Annotated in this window: 22 protein-coding genes and 1 tRNA gene; 13 read left to right on the top strand and 10 right to left on the bottom strand. The window is 71.6% G+C overall.

Annotated elements, in window-relative coordinates:
• Positions 1-193: 193 nt before the first annotated feature.
• Positions 194-1843, bottom strand: coding sequence for an ABC-F family ATP-binding cassette domain-containing protein (locus ACFXMF_RS34595; protein WP_379992646.1), 1650 nt, complete (start codon positions 1841-1843; stop codon positions 194-196).
• Positions 1844-2074: 231 nt separating this feature from the next.
• A complete protein-coding gene (locus ACFXMF_RS34590) occupies positions 2075-2881 on the bottom strand; it encodes a YoaK family protein (RefSeq protein ID WP_360307557.1) in 807 nt (268 codons plus the stop codon).
• Between the two features lie 287 nt (positions 2882-3168).
• On the opposite strand from ACFXMF_RS34590, the gene ACFXMF_RS34585 reads away from it, so the two are divergent.
• Positions 3169-4425, top strand: coding sequence for a hypothetical protein (locus ACFXMF_RS34585; RefSeq protein ID WP_379992645.1), 1257 nt, complete (start codon positions 3169-3171; stop codon positions 4423-4425).
• 80 nt (positions 4426-4505) lie between these two features.
• Here ACFXMF_RS34585 and soxR read toward each other — a convergent pair whose 3' ends face one another.
• A complete protein-coding gene (gene soxR, locus ACFXMF_RS34580) occupies positions 4506-4979 on the bottom strand; it encodes a redox-sensitive transcriptional activator SoxR (RefSeq protein WP_360307563.1) in 474 nt (157 codons plus the stop codon).
• Positions 4980-5112: 133 nt separating this feature from the next.
• On the opposite strand from soxR, the gene ACFXMF_RS34575 reads away from it, so the two are divergent.
• Together ACFXMF_RS34575 and ACFXMF_RS34570 are read left to right on the top strand one after the other, a co-directional pair.
• On the top strand, positions 5113-5817 hold the full coding sequence (locus ACFXMF_RS34575; RefSeq protein ID WP_360307566.1) for an SDR family NAD(P)-dependent oxidoreductase: 705 nt from the start codon (positions 5113-5115) through the stop codon (positions 5815-5817).
• Positions 5814-6830, top strand: a complete 1017-nt coding sequence (locus ACFXMF_RS34570) for an S-adenosylmethionine:tRNA ribosyltransferase-isomerase (RefSeq protein WP_360307569.1) — start codon at positions 5814-5816, stop codon at positions 6828-6830. Before ACFXMF_RS34575 ends, ACFXMF_RS34570 begins: the two co-directional genes overlap by 4 nt.
• 31 nt (positions 6831-6861) lie before the next feature.
• Here ACFXMF_RS34570 and ACFXMF_RS34565 read toward each other — a convergent pair whose 3' ends face one another.
• The 3 genes from ACFXMF_RS34565 to ACFXMF_RS34555 all read right to left on the bottom strand — a co-directional run bounded on the left by ACFXMF_RS34565 (position 6862) and on the right by ACFXMF_RS34555 (position 10480).
• Positions 6862-7557, bottom strand: coding sequence for a DUF6629 family protein (locus tag ACFXMF_RS34565; protein WP_360307572.1), 696 nt, complete (start codon positions 7555-7557; stop codon positions 6862-6864).
• 310 nt (positions 7558-7867) lie between these two features.
• Complete coding sequence (locus ACFXMF_RS34560; RefSeq protein ID WP_360307575.1) at positions 7868-9055, bottom strand: Ig-like domain-containing protein; 1188 nt, start codon at positions 9053-9055, stop codon at positions 7868-7870.
• A gap of 165 nt (positions 9056-9220) precedes the next feature.
• Positions 9221-10480: an Ig-like domain-containing protein gene (locus ACFXMF_RS34555; RefSeq protein ID WP_360307578.1), complete on the bottom strand. Its 1260-nt coding sequence runs from the start codon at positions 10478-10480 to the stop codon at positions 9221-9223.
• A 706-nt stretch (positions 10481-11186) separates the two neighbouring features.
• Here ACFXMF_RS34555 and ACFXMF_RS34550 point away from each other — a divergent pair.
• The 5 genes from ACFXMF_RS34550 (at position 11187) to ACFXMF_RS34530 (ending at position 15483) form a co-directional block, all read left to right on the top strand.
• Entirely contained in the window at positions 11187-12686 is a 1500-nt protein-coding gene (locus ACFXMF_RS34550) for a sensor histidine kinase (protein WP_379991853.1), read from the top strand.
• 83 nt (positions 12687-12769) lie between these two features.
• Positions 12770-13231: a roadblock/LC7 domain-containing protein gene (locus ACFXMF_RS34545; RefSeq protein WP_360307584.1), complete on the top strand. Its 462-nt coding sequence runs from the start codon at positions 12770-12772 to the stop codon at positions 13229-13231.
• Positions 13228-13587: a DUF742 domain-containing protein gene (locus ACFXMF_RS34540; protein ID WP_360307587.1), complete on the top strand. Its 360-nt coding sequence runs from the start codon at positions 13228-13230 to the stop codon at positions 13585-13587. Before ACFXMF_RS34545 ends, ACFXMF_RS34540 begins: the two co-directional genes overlap by 4 nt.
• Positions 13568-14191, top strand: coding sequence for an ATP/GTP-binding protein (locus ACFXMF_RS34535; RefSeq protein ID WP_360307590.1), 624 nt, complete (start codon positions 13568-13570; stop codon positions 14189-14191). The genes ACFXMF_RS34540 and ACFXMF_RS34535 overlap by 20 nt, the downstream gene beginning before the upstream one ends.
• Positions 14188-15483, top strand: a complete 1296-nt coding sequence (locus tag ACFXMF_RS34530; RefSeq protein WP_360307593.1) for a cytochrome P450 — start codon at positions 14188-14190, stop codon at positions 15481-15483. The genes ACFXMF_RS34535 and ACFXMF_RS34530 overlap by 4 nt, the downstream gene beginning before the upstream one ends.
• Before the next feature lie 46 nt (positions 15484-15529).
• On the opposite strand, the gene ACFXMF_RS34525 is transcribed toward ACFXMF_RS34530, so the two are convergent.
• The gene (locus ACFXMF_RS34525) at positions 15530-16744 is read right to left on the bottom strand and encodes a cytochrome P450 (protein ID WP_360307596.1); all 1215 of its coding nucleotides are present in this window, start codon (positions 16742-16744) and stop codon (positions 15530-15532) included.
• Between the two features lie 226 nt (positions 16745-16970).
• Positions 16971-17044, bottom strand: a tRNA-Lys gene (locus ACFXMF_RS34520).
• A gap of 505 nt (positions 17045-17549) precedes the next feature.
• Between ACFXMF_RS34520 and ACFXMF_RS34515 the strand changes: the two genes are divergently transcribed.
• The 4 genes from ACFXMF_RS34515 (at position 17550) to ACFXMF_RS34500 (ending at position 23285) form a co-directional block, all read left to right on the top strand.
• Positions 17550-19115 carry a hypothetical protein gene (locus tag ACFXMF_RS34515; RefSeq protein WP_380017724.1) on the top strand — a complete coding sequence of 522 codons (1566 nt, stop codon included), beginning with the start codon at positions 17550-17552 and terminating at the stop codon, positions 19113-19115.
• A gap of 74 nt (positions 19116-19189) precedes the next feature.
• A complete protein-coding gene (locus ACFXMF_RS34510; RefSeq protein WP_360307614.1) occupies positions 19190-20389 on the top strand; it encodes a hypothetical protein in 1200 nt (399 codons plus the stop codon).
• On the top strand, positions 20386-21945 hold the full coding sequence (locus ACFXMF_RS34505) for a hypothetical protein (RefSeq protein ID WP_379992213.1): 1560 nt from the start codon (positions 20386-20388) through the stop codon (positions 21943-21945). The genes ACFXMF_RS34510 and ACFXMF_RS34505 overlap by 4 nt, the downstream gene beginning before the upstream one ends.
• Entirely contained in the window at positions 21936-23285 is a 1350-nt protein-coding gene (locus ACFXMF_RS34500; RefSeq protein WP_360307620.1) for an AAA domain-containing protein, read from the top strand. Before ACFXMF_RS34505 ends, ACFXMF_RS34500 begins: the two co-directional genes overlap by 10 nt.
• A gap of 64 nt (positions 23286-23349) precedes the next feature.
• Here the strand turns inward: ACFXMF_RS34500 and ACFXMF_RS34495 are convergent, their stop codons facing one another.
• Both ACFXMF_RS34495 and ACFXMF_RS34490 read right to left on the bottom strand, forming a co-directional pair.
• Positions 23350-23685 (bottom strand): hypothetical protein, encoded by a 336-nt coding sequence (locus ACFXMF_RS34495; RefSeq protein ID WP_360307623.1) that lies wholly within the window; start codon positions 23683-23685, stop codon positions 23350-23352.
• Positions 23686-24070: 385 nt separating this feature from the next.
• Entirely contained in the window at positions 24071-24508 is a 438-nt protein-coding gene (locus tag ACFXMF_RS34490; RefSeq protein ID WP_360307626.1) for a hypothetical protein, read from the bottom strand.
• Positions 24509-24865: 357 nt separating this feature from the next.
• Here ACFXMF_RS34490 and ACFXMF_RS34485 point away from each other — a divergent pair, with 357 nt between their 5' ends.
• Positions 24866-25891, top strand: coding sequence for a hypothetical protein (locus tag ACFXMF_RS34485; protein WP_360307629.1), 1026 nt, complete (start codon positions 24866-24868; stop codon positions 25889-25891).
• Positions 25892-26086: the final 195 nt, after the last annotated feature.

The raw sequence follows: 26086 nt of genomic DNA, 5'->3' as shown, positions 1-26086 counted from the left end.
GTCGCGCTGTGAGGTTGGCCTCAAGCGCTCGGCCGGGCTGGGTTCGCCTCAAGCGCCGGCGAGGCTGATTCGCCTCATGCGCCGGCGGGGCTGGGTGGCCTCATGCGCCGGCCGGGCTGAGTTCGCCTCAAGCGCCGGCCGGGCTGAGGGGTGTCATGCGCCGGCCGGGCTGGAGGGGCTGGGTTGGGGTTGGTCAGGTGGGGGTTTCGGTTGGGGTTTCGGTGGGGGGTGTGAGGCCGTGGCCTCGGTGGAGGGGGAGTTCTCGGGTGATGGCGATGTTGGTGAGGAAGGGGCGGTCGTGGGTGGCGATCAGGAGGGCTCCTCGGTAGGCGTTGAGGGCTTGTTCGAGTTGGTGGACCGAGGCCAGGTCCAGGTTGTTGGTGGGCTCGTCGAGGATCAGTAGGTGTGGCGGCGGTTCGGCGGACAGGAGTGCGGCCAGGACCGCGCGGAAACGTTCGCCGCCGGAGAGGGTGCGTACCTGCTGATCGGGGCGGTTGCCCTTGAAGAGGAAGCGGGCCAGCCGGCCGCGTAGTTGCGCGTCCGTCGCCGAGGGCGCGAAGTGGCGCACGTTGTCCAGGACACTCGCGTCCTCGTCCAGCACGTCCAGCCGCTGGGGCAGATGACGCACCCCCTCGACGCCGATCCGCACCGTGCCCGCGGCCGGTTGCTCCGCACCGGTGAGCAGCCGAAGCAGCGTGGTCTTGCCCGCGCCGTTGTCGCCGGTCAGCGCGATGCGTTCGGGGCCGCGCACGATCAGGTCCAGGCCGTCCGGCCCGTACAGCCCGTCCGCGGTGTTCAGGCCCTCGGCCACGAGCACCGTGCGCCCGGCGGGCACCTCGGTCTCGGGCAGCTCGATCCGGATCTCCTTGTCGTCCCGGACCGCGTCCTTCGCTTCGGACAACCGGGTGCGGGCGTCGTCGAGACGGCCCTCCTGGGTGCCCCGGAGCTTGCCGGCGGAGACCTCGGCGGCCCGCTTCAGGTTGCCCGCGACGATCTTGGGCAGGCCCCCTTCCAACTGGGCCTTGCGGCCGGTCCGGACCCGGCGGGCCAATCGCACCTGGGCCTCGGCCAGTTCCCGCTTCTGTTTGCGCAGGTCGGTCTGTGCGGTGCGGACCAGCCGTTCGGCGGTCGCCCGCTCCTGTTCCAGGACCTCCAGATACGCGCTCAGGTTTCCGCCGTAGGTGCGGGCCCGGTTCGGGAGCAATTCGACGATCCGGTCCACCAGATCGAGCAGCACCCGGTCGTGGCTGACCACCAGGAGTACGCCCGAATATCCCCGCACCGCGTCGTACAGCCGCTCGCGCGCGGACGCGTCGAGGTTGTTGGTCGGCTCGTCCAGGAGCAGTACGTCGGGACGACGCAGCAACAACGCGGCGAGCCCGAGCAGCACCGACTCGCCGCCGGACAGCGTGCCGACCGTGCGGTCGAGATCGACGTGCGGCAGCCCGAGACGGTCCAGTTGGGCCCGGGCCCGTTCCTCGACGTCCCAGTCGTCGCCGACCGCGTCGAAGTGCCGTACGTCCGCGTCGCCGGCCTCGATCGCCAGCAACGCGGCGCGCGTTTCGGCGATGCCCAGTACGTCGTCGACCGGGCGGTCCGCGTCGAGCGGGAGATGTTGCGGCAGGTAGCCGAGGTCGCTGCCGACGGTGATCGACCCGGAGGTGGGCCGCAGGACGCCGGCGATCAGTTTGAGCAGGGTCGACTTGCCCGCGCCGTTGACTCCGACCAGGCCGGTTCGGCCGTTGCCGATGGCGAGATCGAGGCCGGTGCAGACGGGCGTTCCGTCGGGCCAGGCGAAGGACAGGTCGGAACAGACGATCGCGGGTGTGGTCGGAAAAGACATGGGGTGGCTCCCGGAGACGCGTGACGAACGGATCGCGTGGGACACCGCGCGGCGGGATCGGGGGGAAGCCGGACATGAAAAAGTCGTCCGGGACGGCCACACCGAGGTCGAGAACGCGACCGCGAGCACTCGGGCTCAAGCGGCGCGATGTCCTGACCTCAGATGCGCAACGGACCATCCAGACGGACGACAATGTGACCGGACCAGGCTAACCCCCGGTCGAGGCGAACCTCAAACGCTTTTTCCGTCCGGCGGTCCGTCCGGCGGCCCGACCGGCCCCGGATCGCCGTCCGGGTGGGGCGGACGCGCGACCTCGTCCCGGACCCCGGCCGCGCGTGTCGGGCGATCCAGGCGGTAGGCGCACCCGGCCACGCCGGCCAGCAGCACGAGCGGTGCGGCGAAGGCGATCAGCACGTGCACCTGCAGGACCAGCGTCGCGCCGGAGAACGCGCCCAGGGCCATCGCGACCGCGGCGAGCAGCCGACGGCCCGCGCGCGAGCCGGGGCCGCCGAAGCGGCGCAGGTCCGCGGCGAGTCCGGTGAGCGTCTGGGACAACACCGTGGTGGTCAGGTCCGGTACGGCCAGCCGCCGGGCCACCGCGTTCTGCAGCCCCATGGCCAGGCCCAGGAGCAGGATCAGCGTGTATCGCTCGCCGGTGCCCAGTCCGCTCACCGCCGCCGCCACCACCAGGGCCGCCGCGATCAGCACGGCCTGGAGGGTGCACCCGACCCGGAGCAGGAGCAGTTTCCGGTCGCCGAACGCGGCGCCGAGTCGGCCACCGGCGGCGGCGCCGACCAGGAACGCGGCCAGGGCGGCCATCGAGGCGGCCACGGACAGGCCGGGGGTGCCGGCCAGGGCGAAGCCGGTGAAGACCACGTTGCCGGTCATGTTCGCGACGAACACCCGGCCCAGTTCCAGGTAGCTCAGCGCGTCCACCAGGCCGGTCACCACGGTGAGCACGATCAGCAGCGGCGGGAGCGGACCCACCTCGCGGGGCGGCACGAGGGTGTCCTTCGCCTCCCGAAGCGTTTCACGCATCGCGCCCCCCTTCGGATCGGCCGCGGGATCGGCCGTGCTTCGGTCGACCTCGACCGCCGTCGGGATGCCCGGTCTCCGGCGCCGACCCGGCTATCCATAGCCCGTCCGGCGGGCGCCGACACCTGGGCCGGCCGGTGAACGCGATCACGCTGCCGCCGAGTGGCCGTACCGGTTCACCCCATGCGGTGATCATCGACTTTCGCGCGGCTCGGCGTGCCCCCAACCGTGGCGACGGTCGACTTAGCCTGCTGTGAATTTCCCTATGATTCCGACCGTTTGGGGCACTCGTGCGATCATCCCGCGGCGCGGCCGCAATCGTCCTGGTGGTGGCGGTGGTCGCCGCCATCGGCTTCGTCGTCTTCGCCCGCGGACAGGGCGACGACCCGAAGCAGCAGGCCGGCGCGCCGGCTCGGGGTGGCCAGGCAGCGCCCGCGCAGGCACCGACCCTGATCGGCGACGGTTCCACGTCGAACACCGGGGAGCAGCCGGGCCGGCTCAAGCCGGAGAAGCTCGTGCCGGGCCAGGTCCCGCCGCAGTTCGTGGTGTTCTCCTGGGACGGGGCCGGCGAGGACGACAAGAAGTTGTTCTCCCGCTTCCGCCAGGTGGCCAAGGAGAGCAACGCGAAGATGACGCTGTTCCTGTCCGGGGTGTACGTGTTGCCGGAGGCCCGGAAGGCCAGGTACCAGCCGCCGCACAAGCCGATCGGCGCCTCGGACATCGGCTACCTCGACGACGCGCACCTGCGGATGACGCTGGAACAGCTCGGCGCCGCGTGGAACGAGGGCCACGAGATCGGCACGCACTTCAACGGCCACTTCTGCGGGCCGACCGGCGGCGGTTCGTGGTCGGCCGACGACTGGCGCAGCGAGGTCGAGCAGGCCAAGGCGTTCGTCAAGAACTGGAAGACCAACACCGGCTGGGCCGACCTGCCGGCGCTTCCGTTCGACTACGACAAGGAACTGATCGGCGGCCGGGCGCCGTGCCTGGAGGGTCAGAAGGCGCTGCTCGCGGCCGAACCGTCGCTGGGCTTTCGCTACGACGCGAGTTCGCCCGGTGGGCGGCAGGTGTGGCCGGTCAAGGTGAACGGGGTGTGGGACCTGCCGTTGCAGCAGATTCCGCTGCCGGGGCGCAAGTTCGAGGTCCTGTCGATGGACTACAACGTGATGTTCAACCAGTCGCGCACGGTCAAGGGCGATCCGGCCAAGTACCAGGAGTGGGAGGACCAGGCGTTCGCGAGCTACATGGCCGGCTTCGACCGCGCCTACACCGGGAACCGGGCGCCGCTGCTGATCGGCAACCACTTCGAGGGGTGGAACGGCGGCATCTACATGAAGGCCGTCGAGCGCACCATGCGGACCGCGTGCGCGCGACCGGAGACCAAGTGTGTGAGCTTCCGCGACCTGGTGGACTGGCTCGACGTCCAGGATCCCGCGGTGCTCGCGAAGTTGCGGACGTACGACATCGGTGCGAAGCCGAATTGGTCGACGCTCACGGTGCCGCCGGGCGCTCCCGCGGTTCCGGCGGTGGTGCGGGATCGGTACTGATCGCACCCGCGGACCGTTCGGCCTCGAACGCCGGCCCGGCCGAATCCGGCTCGGCCGGCGTTCGAGGTCACCCGCCGGCGTCAGCCGTGCGCGCGCCGGTCCTCGCGGAGGAGTTCGGGGAGGGTTACCGCGCCGGAGCCGTAGCGGGCGGCCACGTCGTCGGGGTTGGAGATACGGCAGCGCTTCATCGACAGGCAGCCGCAGCCGATGCACTGTTCCAGGCCGTCCCGCAGTCGTACCAGTGCCTCGATCTCCTGCTCCAGACGCCCGCGCCAGGCCCGACTGATCTTCGCCCAGTCGGCCGGCGTGGGTGTTCGGCCTTCCGGGAGCCTGCCGAGTGCCTCCTTGATCTCCTCCAGGGACAGGCCGATGTTCTGCGCCGCGCGAATGAACGCCAGTCGGCGCAGGATGTGCCGCTCGTAGCGGCGTTGTCCGCCCGTCGTGCGGCTCGCGCTGATCAATCCCTCCGCCTCGTAGTAGCGCAGGGCGGATGCCGCGAATCCGCTGCGCGCGGTCATCTGGCCGACCGTCAACAAGTCCGTCCCGGTGAGCACGCCGCCTCCTGAAGTCCGGTCCACGATCCGGTCCGTCCCGGTTTCGTTCGCTTGACCTGAAGTGCACTTGAACTTGCAGTGTAGAGGGGCAACCCATCACCGGGTGGGGTGAGGATTTCCCCTGGAGAACACCATGCCTGTCGCACTGATCACCGGCGCTTCGCGCGGGCTCGGCCTGGCCCTGGCCCACGCGCTCGCCGCCCGCTCCTGGACCCTGGTCCTGGACGCCCGCGGAGCCGCCGACCTGGCTCGCGCCGCCGACGAACTGCGCCCCGGCGCCGACGTGACCGCCGTCGCCGGCGACGTGGCCGACCCCGCTCATCGCCGCGAACTGCTCGACGCGGTCCGCGAGTCCGGTCGGCTCGACCTGCTCGTCAACAACGCGAGCGTGCTCGGCCCGAGCCCGATGCCGCCCATCGCCGACCACCCCCTCGCCGAGTTGGCCCGCACGTACGAGGTGAACGTGTTCGGACCGCTCGCGCTCGCCCAACTGACCCTGCCACTGCTGCTCGGCGGTCCCGATCGCGGCGCGGTCGTGAACATCAGCTCGGATGCCGCCGTCAACGCCTACCCCGGGTGGGGCGGCTACGGCTCCACCAAGGCCGCCCTGGACCACGTCACCGCGACCCTGGCCGTCGAGCAACCCGGCTTGGACGTCTACGCGTTCGATCCCGGCGACATGAACACCGAACTGCACCGCCAGGCGTTCCCGGGCGAGGACGTCTCGGATCGGCCCGCCGCCGCGACGGTGGCGCCGGCGCTGCTGCGGCTGCTCGACGAGCGGCCCGCGAGCGGCCGGTACACCGTCGCCGAGTTCGCCTCGGCGGTGACCTCGTGAGCACCCCGGTCGCCCAGGCGGCGACCGAACCCGCCGAGGCGCGCGGACTCTCCCGCGACGGCGTCCGGCTGCTCGTGCACGCCCGGGAGCGGGTCGAGCACACCGTGTTCCGCGACCTCGGTCGGCATCTGGGCCCCGGCGACCTGCTGGTGGTGAACACCTCCGCGACGCTGCCCGCCGCGGTGGACGGCTACCGTGCCGACGGCTCGCCGGTGACCGTGCACTTCGCCACCCGGATCGACGACGAGACCTGGGTGCTCGAACTGCGACACACCGACGGCACGCCCGGGCCGGTGAGCGGGGTGCGCCGGTTCGAGGCGGTGCGCTTTCCCGGCACCGGCTGCGGGATGGCGCTGCTCCTGGATCCGTACCCGGTCGAACACACCCCGCAGCGGTTGTGGAAGGCGCGGATCACCGTGCCGCAGGCCCGGGTGGAGACCTTCCTGGCCGAGCGCGGCCGCCCGATCACCTACGCCTACCTGCGCGACCGATGGCCGCTGACGGCGTATCAGACGGTCTTCGCGCGCGACGAGGGCAGCGCCGAGATGCCCAGCGCGGGGCGCCCGTTCACCAACGAACTCGTGGTCGACCTGATCACCCGCGGCGTCACCGTCGCGCCGATCGTGCTGCACACCGGGGTGTCCTCGCCGGACGTGGGCGAGCCGCCGCTGCGCGAGTGGTTCAGCGTGCCCGAGCACACGGCGAGCCTGGTCCGCCAGGCCCGTCGGGTGATCGCGGTGGGCACCACGGTGACCCGGGCGCTGGAGTCGGCGGTCCGACCCGACGGCGAGATCGCGGCCGCGCGCGGCTGGACCGATCTACTGCTCGGTCCGGACCGACCGGCCCGGGTGGTGCACGGCATCATCAGCGGCCTGCACGCGCCGGAGGCCACCCACCTGCTGCTCCTGGAGGCGGTGGTGGGGCCGACGGTGGTCCGCCGGGCATATGACGAGGCGCTCGCCCAGGGCTACCTGTGGCACGAATTCGGGGACAGCTCGCTGCTGTTGCCCTGAACCCCCCCACCAAGATCCGCCGGACCCGGGCCTAGGACACGAGTTGGGAGACCGGCCCGTGTCGGTGCCCCGGGCCTCCCGGTGGCAGGTCGCGTCTGGAGCGCACCCACCACAACACGATCACGCTCGCGGCGGCGGCCACCGCGCACCAGGTCGAGGCGAAGGAGTGGAACCACAGGCGCATCGTGACGGCCGCACCGATCGCGCAGACCAGACCCAGGAAACGCAACAATCGGTCCCGGGCCAACAACAACGACCCCAGGGTCGCCACCAGATAGCCGGCGATCACCCACGGGGCGCCGGGAATGCCCACCGAGTAGCGCACGGTGTTCCCGCAGATCTCGGCGTTCACCGGGCGCGAGGCCAGCGCGTGTCCGAGTGCGCCGGCGACCACCAGGCCCAGTACCACGAAGCAGGCCGCCCGGACCCGCTCCCGGCCGCGCTTCAGCGGCCATTGCGCGGCCACCACGGCGAGCGGGACGAACGCGGGCAGCAGCGGGAAGGCGATCACGGCCCAGACCTCGCGCGCGATCTCGGCGGTGCCGGCGGACACCGCACCCCGCTCGCCCTTCCACACCACCGCCTCGACGAGTTGATGGGCGCCGAGGATCACCGGCAACATCGCCATCGGCAGATCGTTGATCCGCCGGACCGACGCGACGCTTGCTATACCCACGGCCGTGATGGCGCTGCCCATCACGAGATCGGCTTCGGCGCTCCAACACACGGCTGCCTCGTCTCGCCAGGGAAGGGTTGTCGGGGGATCCTCGAAAGGGTGTCGGGACGGCTGTCAAAACGGTTGTTTCCTGGCAGGCGTACCCGGCGTCGATGTGTTCAACAGTTCATACGCTCATTCGGGCGCAGTCACCGCCGTGGTCTCGGTCACGTTCCCGTGTAGTGGGCACGTACCATCGGTCGACCCGGATGGTTGGGCCCGGCCGCCGCGAACAGCGTGCGACCGGGCCCGCGGTGGGTCCTGACAGGTGGTCACCCCGACAGGTTAGTCCGCGTGTTCGAGGTGTCCGTCGGCCGGTGGGTCAGTTGCCGGCGGTCCACTGCTCCCAGGACAGGTTCCACGCGCCGTAGCCGTTGTCGCCCGCGACCGGCTTCTCCTCGTTGCCCTTGACCTGCACGATGTCACCGCGGATCGAACGCTCGTAGAACCACTTGGCGTTCTCCAGGGTCATGCTGACGCAGCCGTGGCTGGTGTTGGCGTTGCCGAACGGGTTGTTCGGCGCCCACGTGTTCGCGTGCAGGAACGTGCCCGATTCGGTGATCCGCATCGCGAACGGCACGGCCGGCTGGTTGTACTCGTTGCCCAGACCCACCGTCTGCGAGTTCATGTCGAGCGTGGGGTAACGCTCCTGCATCACCATGATCCCGTTCCACGTCGTGTACTTGGGGTCCTCGCCCGCCGTGATCGGGATCGTCTTGACCACCTGGTCGTTCTCCGAGACGGTCATCGTGTGCGCGTTGGCGTCCACGACGGCGATCCGCTTGGTGTCCGAGATCTTGAACGAGAAGCTCTTGAACTGCTTCGACATCACGCCGCCGCCGAGGTCCACACCACGCAGGTTGAGGTCCACCTTGACCTGGGTGCCGACCTGCCAGTAGTCCTTCGGCCGCCACTCCACCCGCGAGTTGCCGAACCAGTGCCAGGCGCCGTCCACCGCCGGGGTGGCGGTGACCTTGATCGCCTCCTGCACCGCCTTGTGGTTCTTCACCGGTTCGTCGAAGGTGATCGAGACCGGCTGACCGACGCCGACGGTGGAATCGGCGTCCGGCATGAACGTAGCGGTCGCCGCCTGGGTGGGGTTGAGCACGGTGAACGCGGCGGTCGCGGTGGTCGGCTTGTTCTCCGCGTTGGTCGCGGTCGCGGTCACCTTGTACTTGCCGCCGTACATGAACGGCACCTTGGGCTTCCACACGTTGCCCGCGAGCGCGCCGTCCACCGTCTCGCCGCCCGCGTTGGTCACCGTGACCTCGGAGACCTTGCCGCCGCCGACCGCGACCGTGATCGGCGTCCCGGGCTCGACCCCGGTGGTCCTGTCCGCCGGGGTCAGGGTGACTGTGGCCGCCTCGGCCGGACCGTTGCGGTTCTCACCGGCCGCCTTCGCCGGATCCGGTGCCTTCTTCTTCGCGTCGTCCTTGCTGCAGGCACCGGTCAACAACAGGGACGCCGCGACGATCGCGGCGATCCCCAGGCGCTGGGTGGTTCGAGGCATGGAAAGGTTCCCCCGGGCTCGGCCGTCTGTGGATTCACCACAGTGACGCCGGCGGCGGCGCAGCCGTTGCGCGGGGGGCGGTGTGATCGCGGTCTCAGTCGTTCGGGCGGCCCGATCGACGACCGGGGGCACGATCGCGGCGCGCCCCCGGAGGTCGGACCCGCGTCACTGCTTGGTCGCGCTCGTGGCCAACCACTGCGACCAGGTCAGGTTCCACGCGCCGTAGCCGTTGTCGGCCGCGACGGTGCGCTCCTTGGTGTTGATCACCTTGACCACGTCACCGCGATCCGCGTGGTCGTAGAACCACTTGGCGTCGTCGGGCGTCATGCTCACGCAGCCGTGGCTGGTGTTGGCCCGACCGAACGGCGGATTCGCTTTGTCGTACCAGTAGTTGCCGTGCACGAAGGTGCCCGAGGTGGTGATCCGGACGGCCCACGGGACGTCCGCGATGTCGTACTCCTTGCCCAGGCCCACGGTGGCCGAGTTCATTCGGGTCTGGGCGTACTTCTCCATCACCACCATCACGCCGCCCCATGTGTCGTACTTGGGGGACTCGCCGGTGGTGACCTTGGTGGTCCTGACCACCCTGCCGTTCTCGGTCGTGGTCATCGTCTTGGCGGCCACGTCGACGGTGGAGATCCGGGCGATGTTGCTGATGGCGAAGTTGAAGCTCTTGTACTGCTTGGAGCCCGCGCCGCCGCCCAGGTCCGCGCCGCGCAGGTTGAGGTCGACCTTGACCCTGGTGCCGGCCTTCCAGTACTCCCTGGGTCGCCACTCCACGCGCGTGTTGCCGAACCAGTGCCACGCGCCGGACACCGCCGGGGTGGCGGTGACCTTCATCGCCTTCTCCGCCTCGGCCTTGTTGGTGATCGGCCGGTCGAAGCGCACCGACACCGGCTGGCCGACGCCGACCGTCCCGCCGTCCGGGAAGATCGACGCGGTCACCTCCTTGCCCAGCGTCTGGGTGGTGAACCGGGTGGACACCGTCGTCGGTTGGTTGTCCGCGTTGGTGGCGGTGGTGCTCACCGTGTACTGACCGCCCGGCGTGAACGGGACCTTGGGCTTCCAGGTCTTGCCGTCCGCGGCCAGCGTGCCGTCGACCGACTCGCCCCGCGCGTTGACCACCTTGACCGCGGTGACCTTGCCGCCGTCGACCGCGAAGGTCAGCGGGTCGGCCAGGTCGACCCCGGTCGCGCCGTCCTCGGGGGTCGTGTTCACCTGGGGAGCGGCGCCCTTGGCGGGATCCTGGGGCTTGCCCGACTCGGTGCCGCCCGCGGCACCGCCGGCGGCCCCGGGGGTCACCTTGGACTCGCTGCCCGCGTTGCTCGTCTTGTCGCCCTTGTCGTCGCCGCCCAGCAGCCCGCAGGCCCCCGTGAACAGGATCGCGCCGGCGACCAGGACGGCCGGAATGGTGCGCCGTCGCATCGCTTTACCTGCCACGTTTCGGGGTTCCCTTCAAACGGGTCGAGAAGACGGAGGCCGCGCGACGCGAGTCTCCGCATCATTGACTTCCGGAAGGCCCCTCAGGTTGCTCTCCGAGGGATGTGATGTATGTCTCTTATGAACCATGGGAACCCCGTTTCGGACCGTGGCCGAAGCCGGTCCTCGGGCGCCCTCGGTACCGGCCGGGGGCCGGTACGGCGGCGGATTCCCGGGTTCGCGCCCGCCGTGCGAGCCCCTCGTGCCGAGTGATCCGGCGGTCGAATCGGCCCCGGCGCGCGGCTTGCGCGGGCGACGTTCGCAAAGATATAGCGCCCGGGCCGACGTGGCCGGGTAATCCCGTGCACGCGCGACACGCCGGCCGAAATACGGCGCCGACCGGTGAAATCCGGCCGACCGGACACGAGTTCGAGGCGATCGTGGTGACACTGATCACCGTGCCGGTGTCGTCCGTCGCCCGAAGGGCCCCGGTCGGCCGTGTGGGTGTCGCCGCAAGACGGCCGGAATCAGTGGTCGGCGGCGGTTTCGGCGGGCTGTTCCGGATTGCCCAGAGAGGGTAAGTCCCGGACATTTCCGGGCAGTTGACGACAGGTCAGGCTACGCCTGCGTCCGGAACGTCGGTGTTGCGCACGTCCGGATCCGGCCCGGTAGGCTCACGCCCGACCCGCCCCCGGCAACGAGGATCCGCTTGATGTCAGCACACATGCCCCCTCGCGCCCGGTCCGAACGACCGCCTCTGGGACGGGCACTGCTCGCCTTCGCGGCCGTGTCGATCATCACCGCCGGCGCGGTCGGGTGGGCGGTGTCCGTCGTCGGCTCCAATCACCGCACCGCCGTGGCGGTGGGCGGCGTGGCGGTCGCGCTCGCGCTCGCCATCGCGGTAGCGGCCACCGTGCACGCGGTCGGCACCGCGGATCGCTTGCGGGCCCGGATCGCCGAGATGGAGGGCAACGCGGCCCGGTGGAACGACGACAACCGGGATCGCGTGTCGGCGTTCGAGGCCGAGGCGACCCGGCTCGCCGACGAGACGTTGCCGGCGCTGGTGACGCTGCTGCGCGAGGGCGCGTCGGTGGACACCGCGCTCGCCGGCGTATCGGCCCCGCAACACCAGGCGTTGCAGCGCACGCTGGCCACCGTCGCCCGCGAGGTCGGCCAGGGCGAGCGCATGCGCGCCGCGGCGATGTCCGCGTGTGCGAACGCCGCCGGCCGGGTGCAGGCGCTGTCCACCAGCATGCTCGCGGACCTGCGCGAGATGGAGGGTCGGCACGGCGAGGAGGTGTTCGGCGACCTGTTGCGGCTGGACCACAGCACCGCCCAGGCGGGTCGGCTCGCGGACAGCATCGCGGTGCTCACCGGCGCGCGTTCGGGCCGCCGGTGGACCAAGCCGATCGTGATGGAGAGCATCCTGCGCGGCGCGGTCGGCCGGATCAGCGCCTACCAGCGGGTGCGGGTGCACTCGACCAGCGAGGCGGCGGTGGCCGGCTACGCGGCCGAGGGCGTCATGCACGCACTCGCCGAACTGATGGACAACGCGACCAAGTTCTCGCCGCCGTCCGAGCAGGTGCACGTCTACGTCGAGGACGTGCCCGCGGGTGTCGTGGTCACCGTCGAGGACGGCGGCCTGGTGATGGGCGAGTTCGCCCTGCGGCGGGCCGAACAGGCGGTCGCGGCTCAGGCGTTGGACCTGACCACCCTCTCCGGCACCCGATTGGGCCTGGCCGTGGTCGGGTGTCTGGCCCGCAAGCACGGGTTGACGGTGTCCTTCCGACCGTCCTCGCGTGGCGGCACCGGCGTCGTGGTGATGATTCCCCGTCAACTGGTCGGCGAGGCCCGCCCCGAGCCGCGCAAGCGGGCCGTGCCCGACGCACGTCCGGCCCCGGCGCGGCGCGTCGCGGCGAAGCCGGCCGAGCCGGCACCGGCGCTCCTCGCCTCGCCGGCCGAGCCGACCCCCGCGGCGCCCGAATCGGCGCCCGCGGCACCCACCCTCTCCGGGCTGGCCAAGCGCCGCCCCGGGCAGACCCTGGCCGCCGCGGCCAAGGCGGCCGAGCGGGCCGAGTCGCGCCCCGACCCGGCCCCGCGAGCGAGCAAGCCCCGTCCCGCGCCCGGCGCCCGCTTCGGCGCGTTCCGCCAGGCGATCCAGGGCGAACGGCCGGGTCGGGACGTGACGGCGTCCCCCGACGACAATTCCTGATCGCCCCTTCGCCGGGTCGTACGCAACGAGAGAACGGAGGCGGAGGTCGGCCATCCGGACCGGATGTCCACCTCGGAAGCCCTATGAGCGCAACAGCACACGGCACCGACGCACAGCGCGGTACCCAGCGGCAGCCCGAGCGTGACCTCGACTGGCTGCTGGAGAACCTGATCGAGCGCACCCCGGGCACCCGGCACTCGCTGGTGTTGTCCAAGGACGGCCTCAAGTTGTGCCGCACCGCCGGACTCACGGTGGATCAGGCGGACCAACTCGCGGCCATCGCCTCCGGCATCCAGAGCCTGTCGCACGGCGCCTCGATCGAGTTCGGCGACGGCAGCGGCGGCGTCCGGCAGTCGATGACCGAGTTCCACGGCGGCATCCTGTTCATCGTCGAGGCCGGCGAGGGCGCCCACCTCGCGGTGATCGCGGACGACGACGCGGACGCGGGCGTGGTCGGCCACAACATGAACGAACTGGTCGAACAGATCGGCGAGTACCTGAGCACACCGGCCCGGGAGTTCGACGAAGGCGGCCGATCGACATGATCCGGCGGCCAGTCGACACCGGGGACCCGGACCGGCTGTACACGGTCACCAACGGTCGCACCCAGGCGAACGAGGAAGCGTTCGACCTGGTGACGCTGATCGTCAGCGAATGCGAACCGAGTCCGGGCATGCAATCCGAGCACGTCCGGATCCTGCGGATGTGCGATCGACCCACCGCCGTCGTGGAGATCGCCGCCGAACTGGGCCTGCCCGTGGGCGTGGTGAAGATCCTGTTGTGCGATCTGCTCGACACGGGGCGAATCACCGCACGGCACCCGCGCACGTCCCCGCGCCGGGCGCAACTACCCGATACCGAGATCCTGAAGCAGGTGCTCGTTGGACTCCACAACCTCTGAGCTCGCCACGTCCGCGGCGGCCGTGCGTACCCCCCTGGCGAGCACCGCGCGCGACGGGCTCAAGATCGCCATCGTGGGCGGGTTCGGCGTCGGCAAGACGACGATGGTGCGCTCGGTGAGCGAGATCCGTCCGCTCAACACCGAGGAGACGATGACCCGGGCGGGCGTGGGCATCGACGACGCGCGCAGCGCGGACGGCAAGACCACGACCACGGTCGCCTTCGACTTCGGTCGGATCTCGCTCAACGACGAGATGGTGCTCTACCTGTTCGGTGCCCCCGGCCAGGAACGCTTCTGGTTCCTGTGGGACCGGCTGTTCTCCGGCACGCTCGGCGCGGTCGTGCTGGTGGACCCCCGGCGGCTGGAGGACTCCTGGTACGCGATCGACCGGCTGGAGCACCACGGCATGCCGTTCGTGCTCGCCCGCAACAACTTCGATCCGCCCGAGCACAGCCTGGACGAGGTGCGCGACGCGCTGTCGTTGCCCGCGGCGATACCGATGATCGACTGCGACGCGCGCAGCCGGGAGTCCAGCAAGGCCGTGCTGATCGCGTTGGTGAACCACCTCTACACGTTGTCTGCCGCCCGGGAGCGCGCCCTGTGACCACGCCTTCGGACCTCAACGACCCGAGCGCCTCCGCGCCGCCGGAGGGTTGCCCGGCCCATGCGGGCGGCGGGCCGTCGGAAGCCTCGCACGCGGGTGCCGAGCGCATGTCCGGCCCGGGTCTGTGGCAGGACCCGCACCGCATGTACCGCAAACTGCGGCAGGAGCACGGCTCGGTGGCGCCGATCCTGCTCGACGGCGACATCCCCGCGTGGTTCGTGCTCGGCTACCGCGAGGTGCACCACGTCACCGCGAACGACCAACTGTTCGCCCGCGACTCGCGGCGCTGGCACGCGTGGGACCGGATCGCGCCGGACTGGCCGTTGATGCCGTTCGTCGGCTATCAGCCGTCGGTGATGTTCACCGAGGGGCCCGAACACCGGCGCCGCTCCGGGGCGATCAGCGACGCGCTCGCGGCGGTGGACCAGTTCGAGCTGCGCGCTCAGGCGGAGCGGATTGCGGACCACCTGGTCGACGAGTTCGCCGGGGTGGGCGAGGCCGAACTGATGGCCGACTACGCGCACCGGCTGCCCTCGCTCGTGGTGGCCGGGTTGTTCGGGCTGCCCGAGCAGGAGACCCCCGCGCTGGTGCAGGACCTGGCCGGCTCTTTGGACGGTGGCGACGGTGCGGTCGAGGCGCACCTGCGGGTCCGGGCCACGATGGCCCGGCTGCTGGAGCGCAAGCGCGAACACCCGGGCGCCGACGTGCCCTCGCGACTGCTCGCGCACCCGGCCGGGTTGGCCGAGGAGGAACTGATCCAGGACATGCTCGTGGTGATGGCCGCCGCCCAGCAGCCCACCGCGAACTGGATCGGCAACACGCTGCGGCTGATGCTGACCGACGACCGCTTCGCGCTGACCCTGTTCGGTGGCCGACGCAGCGTCGGGCAGGCGCTGAACGAGGTGTTGTGGGAGGACACGCCCACGCAGAACTTCATCGGCCGCTGGGCGGTGCGCGCGACGGTGCTCGGCGGTCAGAAGATCAAGGCCGGCGACCTGCTCGTGCTGGGTCTGTCGGCGGCCAACACCGACCCGCAGGTGCGCCCGGACTCCTACGTCGGCGCCGCGGGCAACAACGCGCACATGTCCTTCAGCCACGGCGAGCACCGCTGCCCGTACCCGGCCCCGGAGTTGGCCGAGGTGATCGCGCGCGCCGCGATCGAGGTACTGCTCGACCGGCTGCCGGACGTCAACCTCTCGGTGCCCACCCGGGAACTGGTCTGGCGCGACTCGGTGTGGATGCGCGGCCTGGAGGATCTCCCGGTCGAGTTCACCCCCGCGTACGTGGGCTGACCCCGGTCGGTTCGGGGCGGGCCCGACGCCCGCCCCGAACCGCGCGTCAGGCCGCCGGCGTGAAGGTCACCGGCAGCGCGACCGGGCCGCGGGTGAACACGCCCTTCTCGGTGGGTGCGAACCCGGGGGCGAAGGCCAGGTCGGGCATCGCGTCGAGGAGTTGGTTGGTGCCCACCTCGACCTCGGCCACCGCGAGCAGCGCGCCGACGCAGAAGTGCCGGCCGAGCGCGAAGGACAGGTGGTCGGCCGCCGCGGAGAACGCCGTCTTGGCGGTCAGGTCCTCGCGGAAGATGTCGAACCGGTCGGGGTGCGCGTAGCGCCGGTCGTCCCGGTTGGCCGCGCCGATCAGGCAGGTGAGCGTGCTGCCGGCGGGCACCACGCCGCCGCTGAGCTCGACGTCCTCGGCGGGCTGGCGCATGATCATGTGCACCGGCGGCGAGAAGCGCAGCGTCTCCGCGAAGGCGCGCGGGATCAACGACCGGTCCGCGCGTACCGCGGCGAGTTGGTCGGGGTGTTCGAGCAGGTTCTTGAACAGGCTCGCGATCGCCTTATCCGTCGTTTCGCCGCCGGCGGCCAGGAGCAGGCTGCAGAAGGCCTTGATGTCCTCGTCGCTCATTCGAGTGCCATCGATTTCGGCCAGGCACAGCGTGGACAGCAGATCGGTGCCCGGATTCGCGCGCCGTTCGGCGATCAGCGGCAGCAGGTACGCGGCGAACTCGTCGCGCGTGCGCAACCCGGACGCGGCCACGTCGGGGTCCTGGCTCAGGTTGCCCAGGAACGCGATGACCGACGTGTACCAGCCCCGGAAGCGCGCGTGGTCGGCCTGGTCCAGGCCGAGCATGTCGGCGATCACGTCCACCGGGAGGCGCTGGGCGAACTCCGGCACCAGGTCCACCGATCCGCGCTCGCGGAAGGCGTCCACCAGCCGCCGGGCATTGCGCTCGATCACCGGCATGAAGGTTTCCTGAAGGGCGTTGCCGCGAAACGCGGGCGCCACCAGTGCGCGCCGCACCGAGTGTTCGCGCCCGCTCATCTGCAGGATGGTCCGCCCGTGCACGGGCTCCAACTGCCAGTCGTAGTTGTCGGTGGTGAACACCGGTTCCTTGAAAGCCCGTTCCAGGTCCGCATAGCGCGAGATGATCCAACTCTGCATGCCTTCGTGCCACACCAACGGGTGTTCGTCACGCATGCTTCGGTAGAGCGGATACGGATCGGCCGCGAACTCGGGCGAAAGTATGTCCGGCACATCCAGGGCGGTCATCGAATCCCCTTGTCCAACAACGCAATCGAAGATCATCAACCAACCCGTCCAGGCTATGGACCACGACACCCGGGGTCCACCCCCGTCCATGCGGTGCCGTATTCACCGAGGCGAACAAATGTTCCCGTGACATTGCCGGAAAGAAGCCCGAAATACGGCGGAAGAGAACGACGAAACGGCGATGGGGCCCTCGGTGAACCGAGGGCCCCATCGCCGTTTCGCAAGGTGCGCCGCCAGGGACTCGAACCCCGGACCCGCTGATTAAGAGTCAGCTGCTCTAACCAACTGAGCTAGCGGCGCTTGCGTTGCGTGGGAAACATTAGCAGGGGTCGGCGGCGATCGAAAATCGACACCCTTCGACACTCTTGCGTCCTGCGCCGGATGGCTCAGGGGGGCGCACATGGAGCGTGACGAGGGCGCGCAAGGTCCCCCGTAGGACTTCTTTGAGGACACGGGGAGGACGCCCTTTTCCAGACATCCGCAAAGAGGTCCCCCGGCCAGTCTCACGGCGGGTACCGTCGGCATCACAGCCTGCACAGCACACCGCACGTCGTAACCGGGAGGGCCGATGGCCATGCGGCAGGGGGCCGGTCCTTCGTCCGGGAATGTCCGGCTCAAGGCCCTACGGCACTCGCATGGCTGGGTTTCCCAGCAGCAATTGGCCGACGCCTTCGAGAAGAAGGCCCTCGAATGCGGGCTTCGCCTCGGCGTCAGCGTGCGACAGGTGCGACGGTGGGAAAGCGCGGATCCGCCCTGGCCGACCCCCGATTATCAACAGGTCCTACAAGCTTTGTTCGAACGGCCGTTGACCGACCTCGGGTTCACTCCGCCATGGCAGGCCGAGCTGGCCGAGTACGGCGAGAGCTTCGTCGATCCGTCTCCCGTCGCCGAGCAACCGCCCGTCCCACCGGTGTTCCCGGCGCCCACCCGGGAAATCGGGCGGGCGCCCGAGCACGGGGAGCAGCAGGGCTACGGCGAGGCGCGCGTCCGTCGGCAGCCACCGCCCACCGGCGGACCGGTCGGCGGGGCGATGGTGGTGCCCATCGCCCCGGCCCCCGGGGGCAACCGCCAGGTGCCGCCGGCCCGCTCCGGCCCGGTGCCCCCTCCCGGCCCCGTGCCGCCCCCGCGCCCGGTCCCGCCACCCGGTCCGGTGCCGCCGCCCGGGCCCGCGATCGTGCCCCCCCGGACCTCGGTGGAGACCGGCCCCACCGTGGTCGGCGGCCGGCGTCTGGAGGGCGACGGCCTCGGTCCGCCCGGCCTGCCGGTGCGCCCGCCGCTGCGGGTGATCGGCTCGCCGGTCGCCGAGCCGCCCGCCCGCACGCTGGAGATCGCCACCCCCGCGGTGCTGCGCCAACTGCTCCGGGACACCCCCGACCCGGGCCCACTCGCGGTGCCGATGCACTCGCGGGCCGGCCGGCTCACCGTGGTCGGCGCGGACCAGTACGCGATGCTCACCCGCACCTACCGACAGATGTATTGGGTCGCCCCCGCCGCCATCGCCTACCCGTCGGTGATCGCCCACGTGCGCCTGGGCACCCAACTGCTCAACGCCCCCGGCCCCCCCCGGGCCCGCCGGATCCTGGGCGCCTCGCTCGCCGAGACCGCGATGCTGGCTGGCCGGATGGCCTTCTTCGATCTGGACCGCCCGCACGACGCACAGGACCACTACCTGGTCGCCTACCGCGCCGCCAACGAGGCCGGCGACACCCTGCTCGCCGCCGCGGTGCTCGCCCACACCGCGTTCATCCCCGCCTTCGACGCGGCCCCCTCCGCCGCGCAGGACATCCTGGACTTCGCACGCAAGACGGCTACGCGCGGTGCGCCGATGGTGATGCTCGCGTGGTTCGACGCGGTGCAGTCCGAATTCGAGTCGCTGCGCGGCACCCCCGAACGCGGGCTGCACCTGCTCGACCGGGCCGAGGACCTGCTGTGCCACCCGGACAACACCCCCACGCCGCCGTGGCTGGACTTCTTCGACGCCTCCCGGCTGTGGGGCTTTCGCGGCAAGGCCGAACTCACCGCCCGCCGGATGGACCAGGCCCAGGGCTCGCTCAACGACGCGTTGCAGAACCTGCCGCCCAACGCCGACAAACAGCGCGCGGTGATGTACGCCGACCTGGCCGAGGCGGCCTTTCAGGCCGGTCAGGTGGACGAGGCGTGCGGCCGACTGTTCCAGGCCGCCGACATGTTGCGAGTGCACTGGTATTCGATGGCGATGGAGCGGGTGCGGGTCACCCGCAAGCAGTTGGAGCCGTACAAGAACTCGGTCGCGGTGCGCCAACTCGACGAGGTGCTGGAATCGTTCAGCGAACTCGCGCCCACCGACGAGACCGGGTTCGTGGCGCTGCCCGGGGCCGACGAACAGAGCTGAATTCCCCCTGTCGGTGACATGGTCCACACTGACCCGGGACCGGACGGTTCGACGACGAAAGCCGTACACGAGACATGCGCACGACGGGTACCACCGGCGCGATCGCCGGCAGGCTGGAGCAGTTGCGCGGCACACTGCCCACCCGCAATCACAACGCACGCACGGTCGCGGCCCTCGCGGCCAATCCGGGCTGCGCCCGCCGGGGCGTGCTGGACGCGGCCGGCATCGAGAAGACCGTGCTCGCCGACCGACTCGGCTTCCCGGCCCGATACGGCGGTCGCTCGCCGTTCGCGATCGGCCGCGGCAACGTGTTCGAGGCCCGGGTCAAGGCGGACGGCGGCACCGAACTGCGTCGACTGCTCGCCGAGACGCTGGGCGCGCACCCGGACGCCGGCGCGCTGATCGACGTGGACCACGAGAGCGCCGGCCGGCCGAGCCGCGAGGAGCGGGTGGCCCGCACCCGCGACGCACTGGCCCGGGCCGCCCGCGGCGAACCGGACGCGTGCGCGATCCTGGACCACCCGCTGCTGCCGCTGGACGTGGCCGGCCGACGCGCCTACCTGGAACCGGACGCGATGGCCTGCCGGGTGGCCGGCCGGCTGTACGTGGTGGAGATCAAGTCGTTCGCGATCATCGACGGGTCCGCCGACCCGGGCAAGCTCGCCTCGGCCACCCGCCAGGCCGCGGTCTACGTGCACGCGCTGCGCCGACTGGCCGCCGAGCTGGGCCTGGACCCGGACGTGGTGGCCACCGACATCGTGCTGGTGTGCGCGCAGGACTTCTCCAATCGTCCGGTCGCCGTCGTGCTCGACGTACGGCGCGAACTGGCCACCACCCGGCGTCGGTTGGAGCGCCTGTCCGGCGTGGAGGAACTGCTCGGCGAACTGCCGGAGACGCTCACCTTCGACGTCGACGGCGAACTGGTCGGGGCGGCCGTCGCACGGGTGCCCGCCGCGTACGTGCCGGACTGTCTGTCCGCGTGCGAACTCGCGCTGTTCTGTCGGGACGAGGCCCGCGGTTGTGCTCCCGGCGGCGGCAGCGTCGGCACGCTGGGCACCTCGGTGCGCGGTGCGCTGGGCGGGATCGAGGACATCGCCGACGCACTGGCCCTGGCCGACGGCCGGCGCGCGGCCCGGCCCGGCGAGGAGGACGTGGCCCGGCTGCTCCGTCGGGCCCAGGCGCTGCGCGCCGAGGTGCTGGGGGCGGCGGAGCCCGGGTCCCGGGCGCCCGGGACCGAGGTACCGCTCTCCGAGGTGTCGGGCGGTGTCCGGTGAGCGCGATCGCCGCGCTCGGTCGGCTGCGGGCCGCCGCGACCGGGGTGGCCCAACCGGCCGCCACCGTGCGTCACCGGCATCTGTCCGCCGGGCCGCTGGTGCTGGTGCCGTATGTGCTCGCGGGCGAGGCGTTCGCGCCGTTGGCCGTGTTGGTCGGCACCGACCGGGACCGGCCGCATCTGCTCGCGGTGCCGCAACCGCGGGACCGCGACCGGCGGTTCGCACACGCGGCCGAACTGGGTCGGTTGTTGCTGCCCTACCTGGGCGCGTTCGCGGCCGAGACGGAGACGATCGAGCGGCGGAGCGAGGACCCGTACGAGCGCAGCCTGGACGCGCCGCAGGTGCTGGTGCCCACGGCGGGCGGTGTCGAGTATCTGCGCCTGCTCGGCCGGTCCACCCGATTCCGGCGCACCGACGGCGAGTTCGCGGTGGCCCAGGAGGTGCCGCTGCTCGGCCGGTGGAGCACGTGGCTCGCGGATCGGGCCGGAGTGCCCGGATCGAGTGTGCTGTTGGCGATGACCGACCTGCTCACCCAGGCGTGGGTGACCGGACAGAGCGCGCTGGAGGACGGTGACCTGGCCGCGCTGCTCGCCTGGATCGACCCGCCGGCCGGGCAGCGCGGCGATCGGGCGGCGCGTGCGGTCGAGGGTGGTCCGACCGCGGGGCCGGCGACCGATCCGGCGTTCGACGAGCGGCTGGTGCCGTTGATCGCCGCCTTCGACGACGCGGTGGCGGCGGACCGGGACGAGGCCGCGGAGCGGGACGAGGCCGATGCGGCCGGTGGCGCCCGGACCAACCTGGGGCCCCGCGGTCGGGACGCCGAGCAGGCGATCCGGGATGCGTTGGCCGCCGAGTTGTTGCCCACCTGGGATCGCGTCTGGCGCGGGGTGGAACTGCTTCGCGCACTGCCTTCGGGCGCGTCGGTGGCCGGGCGATGGGAGGCGGATCGGGCCTCGTACAGCTTCTTCGCCGCCGCGCTGGCCGACCCCGAGTCCCGCCCGCAGCCGCGCGTTCCCGGAGCGATCTCGGCCGCCGCGCAACTCGCGGGCAGGGAACGGGCGCAGGCCCGACTGGATGCCGAACAGGTGCGCGACGACCCGCTGTTGATGGCCGCCGTCCGGCTCGCGGGCGAGGCGTTCCGGGGCGAGTTGGGCGCGGTGGACGCCGAGCGCATGGTCGCCGAGCCCGGGAAGAAGACCGCCCGCCCGCGTCCGATGTTGACCTTCGCCACCGACGACGAACCGCTGTTCGGGCCGGGCACCGACCTCGCGTGCGTCGAACGCCCGGACGCCAAGGCGCGGGTCCTGGCCACCGAGCCCGGTCGGGTCGTACTGGAACTGCGCGGTGGCATGGGCGGTGGCAAGGCACCCAAGCCGGGCAGCGTGCCCGAAGTGGGCGAAGTCCTTTGCTGGACCTCGCTGATCGCCGAATTCCGGCGCGGCCCGGACTGGCCCGACGTCGAGGACACCCCGTGGACGCACGGCGGCCCGCCGCCCGTGCCCGAACCGGAGGCCGCCCCGGAGGCGGACGACGACGCGTTGGAGGATTGGTCGTGACGGCTGTGGCCACCGTTCGTCCCGAAGGCGACCCGGCCGCGCTTGCCGCCGCCGCGACCGACGCCGTGCTCGCCGATCTCGCCTCCGGCGCGCATCGCGGTGTGGTGGTCGACTCGCCGCCCGGCGCGGGCAAGTCGACGCTGGTGGTGCGCGCGGCGGGGGAGTTGGCCCGGGGCGGCGAGCGGCTGATGATCGTCGCGCAGACCAACAACCAGGTGGACGACCTGCTGGTCCGGCTGGTCGAGGAGCACCCGGGGTTGGCCGTGGGCCGGTTGTCCGCCACCGGGTATCGGCTGCCGCCCGCGCTGGTGGGCAGCTCGGTGTCGAACGCGGAGAAGGCCGAGGCGCTGGACGCGTGTGTGGTGGTGGTGGCCACCGCCGCCAAGTGGGCGCTCGTGCAGGATCGGCGTTGGCCGTGGGCGATCGTGGACGAGGCGTACCAGATGCGGTCGGACGCGCTGCTGCTGGTGGCCCGACTGTTCGACCGGGCGCTGTTCGTCGGCGACCCCGGCCAACTCGACCCGTTCGCCACCGTGGACACCTCGCGCTGGCACAGCCTGAGCTACGACCCCTCGCAGAGTGCGGTGGTGGTGCTCCGACGGCACAACCCGGACCTGCCGGTGCATCGACTGCCGGTGTCCTGGCGGTTGCCGGCGAGCGCGGCGCCGCTGGTGTCCGAGGCGTTCTACCCGTTCACCCCGTTCCGTTCCGGCACCGGTCCGGGCGAGCGGCTGCTGCACTTCGGTGCGGCGGTCGAACACGACGCGTACGACGCGGCCGTGGACGTTGCGGCGAAGTCCGGCTGGGGCCTGCTGGAGTTGCCCGCGCGGTTCACCGCGGCCGCCGACGAGGAGGCGGTTCGGGCGGTCGCCACGCTGGCCGCGCGGCTGCTCGCGCGGGGCGGGACCACGATCGGCGAGCGCACGCCGGACGGGGTGCCGCTGGACGCGTCCCGGATCGCGATCGGGGTCAGCCATCGCGAGCAGCGGGCCCGGATCGAGTCGGCGCTGCGCGACCTGGGTGCGGCGGACGTCGTGGTGGACACCGCGAACCGGCTCCAGGGCCGCGAGTTCGACGTGACCGTGGTGCTGCATCCGCTGTCCGGTCGGCGCGACGCGACCGAGTTCCACCTGGAGACCGGCCGGTTGTGCGTGCTGGCCTCGCGGCATCGGCACGCGTGCCTGGTGGTGGCCCGGGCGGGCATCCCCGACCTGCTCGACGCGCATCCCACCGCCGACCCGGTGCACCTGGGCGTGCCGGTCAGCTTCCCGGACGGCTGGGAGGCGAATCAGGCGGTATTGGCCGAACTCGCCCGGCACCGGGTCGCCCTGCCCGGATGAACACATCCGAACGCCGGCCGGGCCGAGCCCGACCGGCGTTCACGGCCCGGAATCCGCGCCGGCGCTACTCGCCGCGCTCCAACAACAACTTTCGGCCGTGCTCGATCATCTTCGCCGTGTACTCCTCGCCCCAACCCGCCCGCGCCGCGACCTGAGCCGTCGTCAGATGGTCGAAGCGATTCGGATCCGCCATCCGCGCCACGGCCATCGCCTGATAGTCCACCGCCCGGTCGGCCGCCGCGCGAAACGCCTCGGCCAGGTCCGTCGAGCGGGCCAGCACCTCCTGGGGATCGGTCAGATCGTCCAGGTCGAAGAAGCGTTCGTCGGGCGGCTCGGGTACCGCGGGCTCGAACAACAGCGGCGCGGGCCGCATACGGGGCTTGCGCGACTCGGACGGCATGCGCGGATTCCTTCCGACAGTGCAGACGTGCTGACGACGAATACGGACGGGGGGAGCAACGGGATCGGCCGAAACCGGCCCGCAAGATCCCGCGCCCTTGCCATTGTCGCCAACCGGACGCCATCCGAAAGACCCTTGCCCGAAAGAGGGACGACAGCCCGGGACCCGCGCCGATAAACCCCGAATCGGGGGTGTCGACCCGGTACCGCCGGGTGGTTTCGGCGGCCGGTAAACCTCGCGGAGCCGGTCCGGACAAGCGGATGCGCCCCCTCGCGCAGTGGCGAGGGGGCGCATCGCGTCTTACCGGTACCGGCCGGGTCGAGCAGGTATTGGGGGAGCCGCTCGTGATGTCAGGTCCCCGACCGGTACGTCCTGTGGGGCGACTTCAGATCGCCTGTTGGTGGCGCTCGGCGAGCGCGCGGGCGGCCTCGGCGATCGCCGCGCGCACGTGCCGCAGCGTCGTCAGGCGGTTGTCGGGCGTCGGCGGTACGAGCCACACCAGCGGTCCGTCGTTCTGCTCCGGGGGCGGCGGGAAGGTGATCCACGCCCCCCGCCCGTGGTGGCGCGGGCCGAGCCGGCGCTCGCGCGGCCGCATCGGCATCACCGTGGTCGGCGGTACGAGGAAGCCGATCCGGCGGTAACGGCGGTCGAAGATGACCGGGCCGACCGGCACGCGGTGTGCGTGCAGCGTGGCCAGGGCCTCGCGGCCGAGTCGGTCCTCCACCTCGATCACGTCGAACGTCTCGCCGGCCGCGACCAGGCGAGGGGCGTACGGGTTCCGAAGCGCGTCCTGCGGCAGCGCTGCCAGCGTCGTTCGGTTCACGTCGGCGTCCATCGGTGAGGCGGTCCTCTCGTTTCGTCTGGAAACGGAATCGTCCTCGGGGGCCGGGAGGTCCTCGAAGCGTCCTCTTCGTCCTGCACGAGCCCGAAGCGTCCGACTTTCGGGGCGTCCGCTTCTGCCTTAGATGCAACCAGGTCGGCACACCGTGTGACGAGGCCCGCGGTGGGACTCCTGCAGGACGCGCTGAGGACTCTTGCCGCTCTAACGGGCTAGAGGCATGACGCCGCAGGTGGGACGGGGTCACGATCGAGATCCAGCACGGAGCGGTCGGGCCCGGTGTACCGCGTGATCGGGTCCACGCAGTCATGTCCGTCACCACGACGCGTATGGGAGGACGCGGTGCAACGACGAACCTTTCTGGCCGGCGCCGCCGTCGCCGGCCTCACCGCCAAGAGTTCCGCTTCCGCCGCATACGCCTCCTCGGGGTCGGCGGCCTCTCTCCCCGATCCCACCGCCTATGTCGCCACCACCGCCCGGCTCCGGTCCCGCTACTGGATCGAGGAACCCGGGCGGTTGCTTCCGGTGGTGGCCGAACACGCCCGCAACGGTGCCCGGCTGCTGGCCGAGGGGCCGGAGGGGGCGCACTATTCCGCGATCGCGGAGACCGCGTTGCTCGCTTCGCGGATCGCCTTCTTCGACCTGAGCCTGCGCGGGCCGCATGTGCGGCGCTGGCAGGACCTCGCGCTGGACGCGGCGGACCGGGGCCGGGACGGCTCGTTGGCCGCCGCCGTCCTCGGACACATGGCGTTCGCGCCCGCCTGGACCGGGCGGGGCGCGGAGGCCCGGGACACGCTGGCCGCCGCGCGCGAACGCACCACGAGCGGCGACGCCGGGCCGACGCTGCGGGCGTGGTTGGACGCGATCGCGGCCGAGGCGGAGGTCCGGCTCGGCACACCGGACGCGGCCTTCCCGCTGCTGGATCGTGCCGCCGATACGTACGCGCCGCCGGAGACGCCCGGGTCGTGGACGGCGGACGGGCCGCCGGCCTGGCTGGACTGGTTCTCCGCGGCCCGTCTGGAGGGCTTCCGGGGGGCCGCGGAGGTGGCGGCCGGGCGCTCGGCCGAGGCGCGGGCCAGTCTGGAACGCACACTCGCCGGATTGCCGGCGGACAGCCACAAGCAGCGGGCGATGACGCTGGCCGAACTGGCCGCGACGGCGGTCGGGGCGCGCGAGCCGCAGGATGCCTGTCGGCTGTTGGAGGAGGCGTTGGATCTGGTCGGTGTGCAGGGGTATGCGACGGCGGTGGATCGTATGCGCACGGTGCGGGCTTCGCTGGCGCCGTGGGCTCGGGAGTCCTTCGTCCGGGAGATCGACGATCGCCTGCACTCGGGCGGCGGGGCGCGGGCGGAGGAGGGCTCGGCGTGACCATGGTCGGCGCCTCGGGTGGCCTCATGCGCCCGCCGGGCTGGGTTCGCCTCATGCGCCGGCGGGGCTGAGTGGCCTCATGCGCCGGCCGGGCTGGTTTGCCTCATGCGCCGGCGGGGCTGAGTGGCCTCATGCGCCGGCCGGGCTGGTTTGCCTCATGCGCCGGCGGGGCTGAGTGGCCTCAAGCGCCGGCCG

Source organism: Embleya sp. NPDC059213, from assembly GCF_042754445.1.
Lineage (GTDB): Bacteria > Actinomycetota > Actinomycetes > Streptomycetales > Streptomycetaceae > Embleya.
Note: the sequence above shows the minus strand (reverse complement) of the source record. Positions and strands in the feature narration are given on the sequence as shown.

Coding starts and splice junctions, on each gene's coding strand:
- ACFXMF_RS34545 (WP_360307584.1), top strand. CDS start 12,770: ATGAGCGCAACAGCACACGGCACCGACGCACAGCGCGGTACCCAGCGG.
- ACFXMF_RS34540 (WP_360307587.1), top strand. CDS start 13,228: ATGATCCGGCGGCCAGTCGACACCGGGGACCCGGACCGGCTGTACACG.
- ACFXMF_RS34550 (WP_379991853.1), top strand. CDS start 11,187: ATGTCAGCACACATGCCCCCTCGCGCCCGGTCCGAACGACCGCCTCTG.
- ACFXMF_RS34525 (WP_360307596.1), bottom strand. CDS start 16,744: ATGACCGCCCTGGATGTGCCGGACATACTTTCGCCCGAGTTCGCGGCC.
- ACFXMF_RS34590 (WP_360307557.1), bottom strand. CDS start 2,881: ATGCGTGAAACGCTTCGGGAGGCGAAGGACACCCTCGTGCCGCCCCGC.
- ACFXMF_RS34575 (WP_360307566.1), top strand. CDS start 5,113: ATGCCTGTCGCACTGATCACCGGCGCTTCGCGCGGGCTCGGCCTGGCC.
- ACFXMF_RS34555 (WP_360307578.1), bottom strand. CDS start 10,480: ATGCGACGGCGCACCATTCCGGCCGTCCTGGTCGCCGGCGCGATCCTG.
- ACFXMF_RS34595 (WP_379992646.1), bottom strand. CDS start 1,843: ATGTCTTTTCCGACCACACCCGCGATCGTCTGTTCCGACCTGTCCTTC.
- ACFXMF_RS34560 (WP_360307575.1), bottom strand. CDS start 9,055: ATGCCTCGAACCACCCAGCGCCTGGGGATCGCCGCGATCGTCGCGGCG.
- ACFXMF_RS34495 (WP_360307623.1), bottom strand. CDS start 23,685: ATGCCGTCCGAGTCGCGCAAGCCCCGTATGCGGCCCGCGCCGCTGTTG.
- ACFXMF_RS34510 (WP_360307614.1), top strand. CDS start 19,190: ATGCGCACGACGGGTACCACCGGCGCGATCGCCGGCAGGCTGGAGCAG.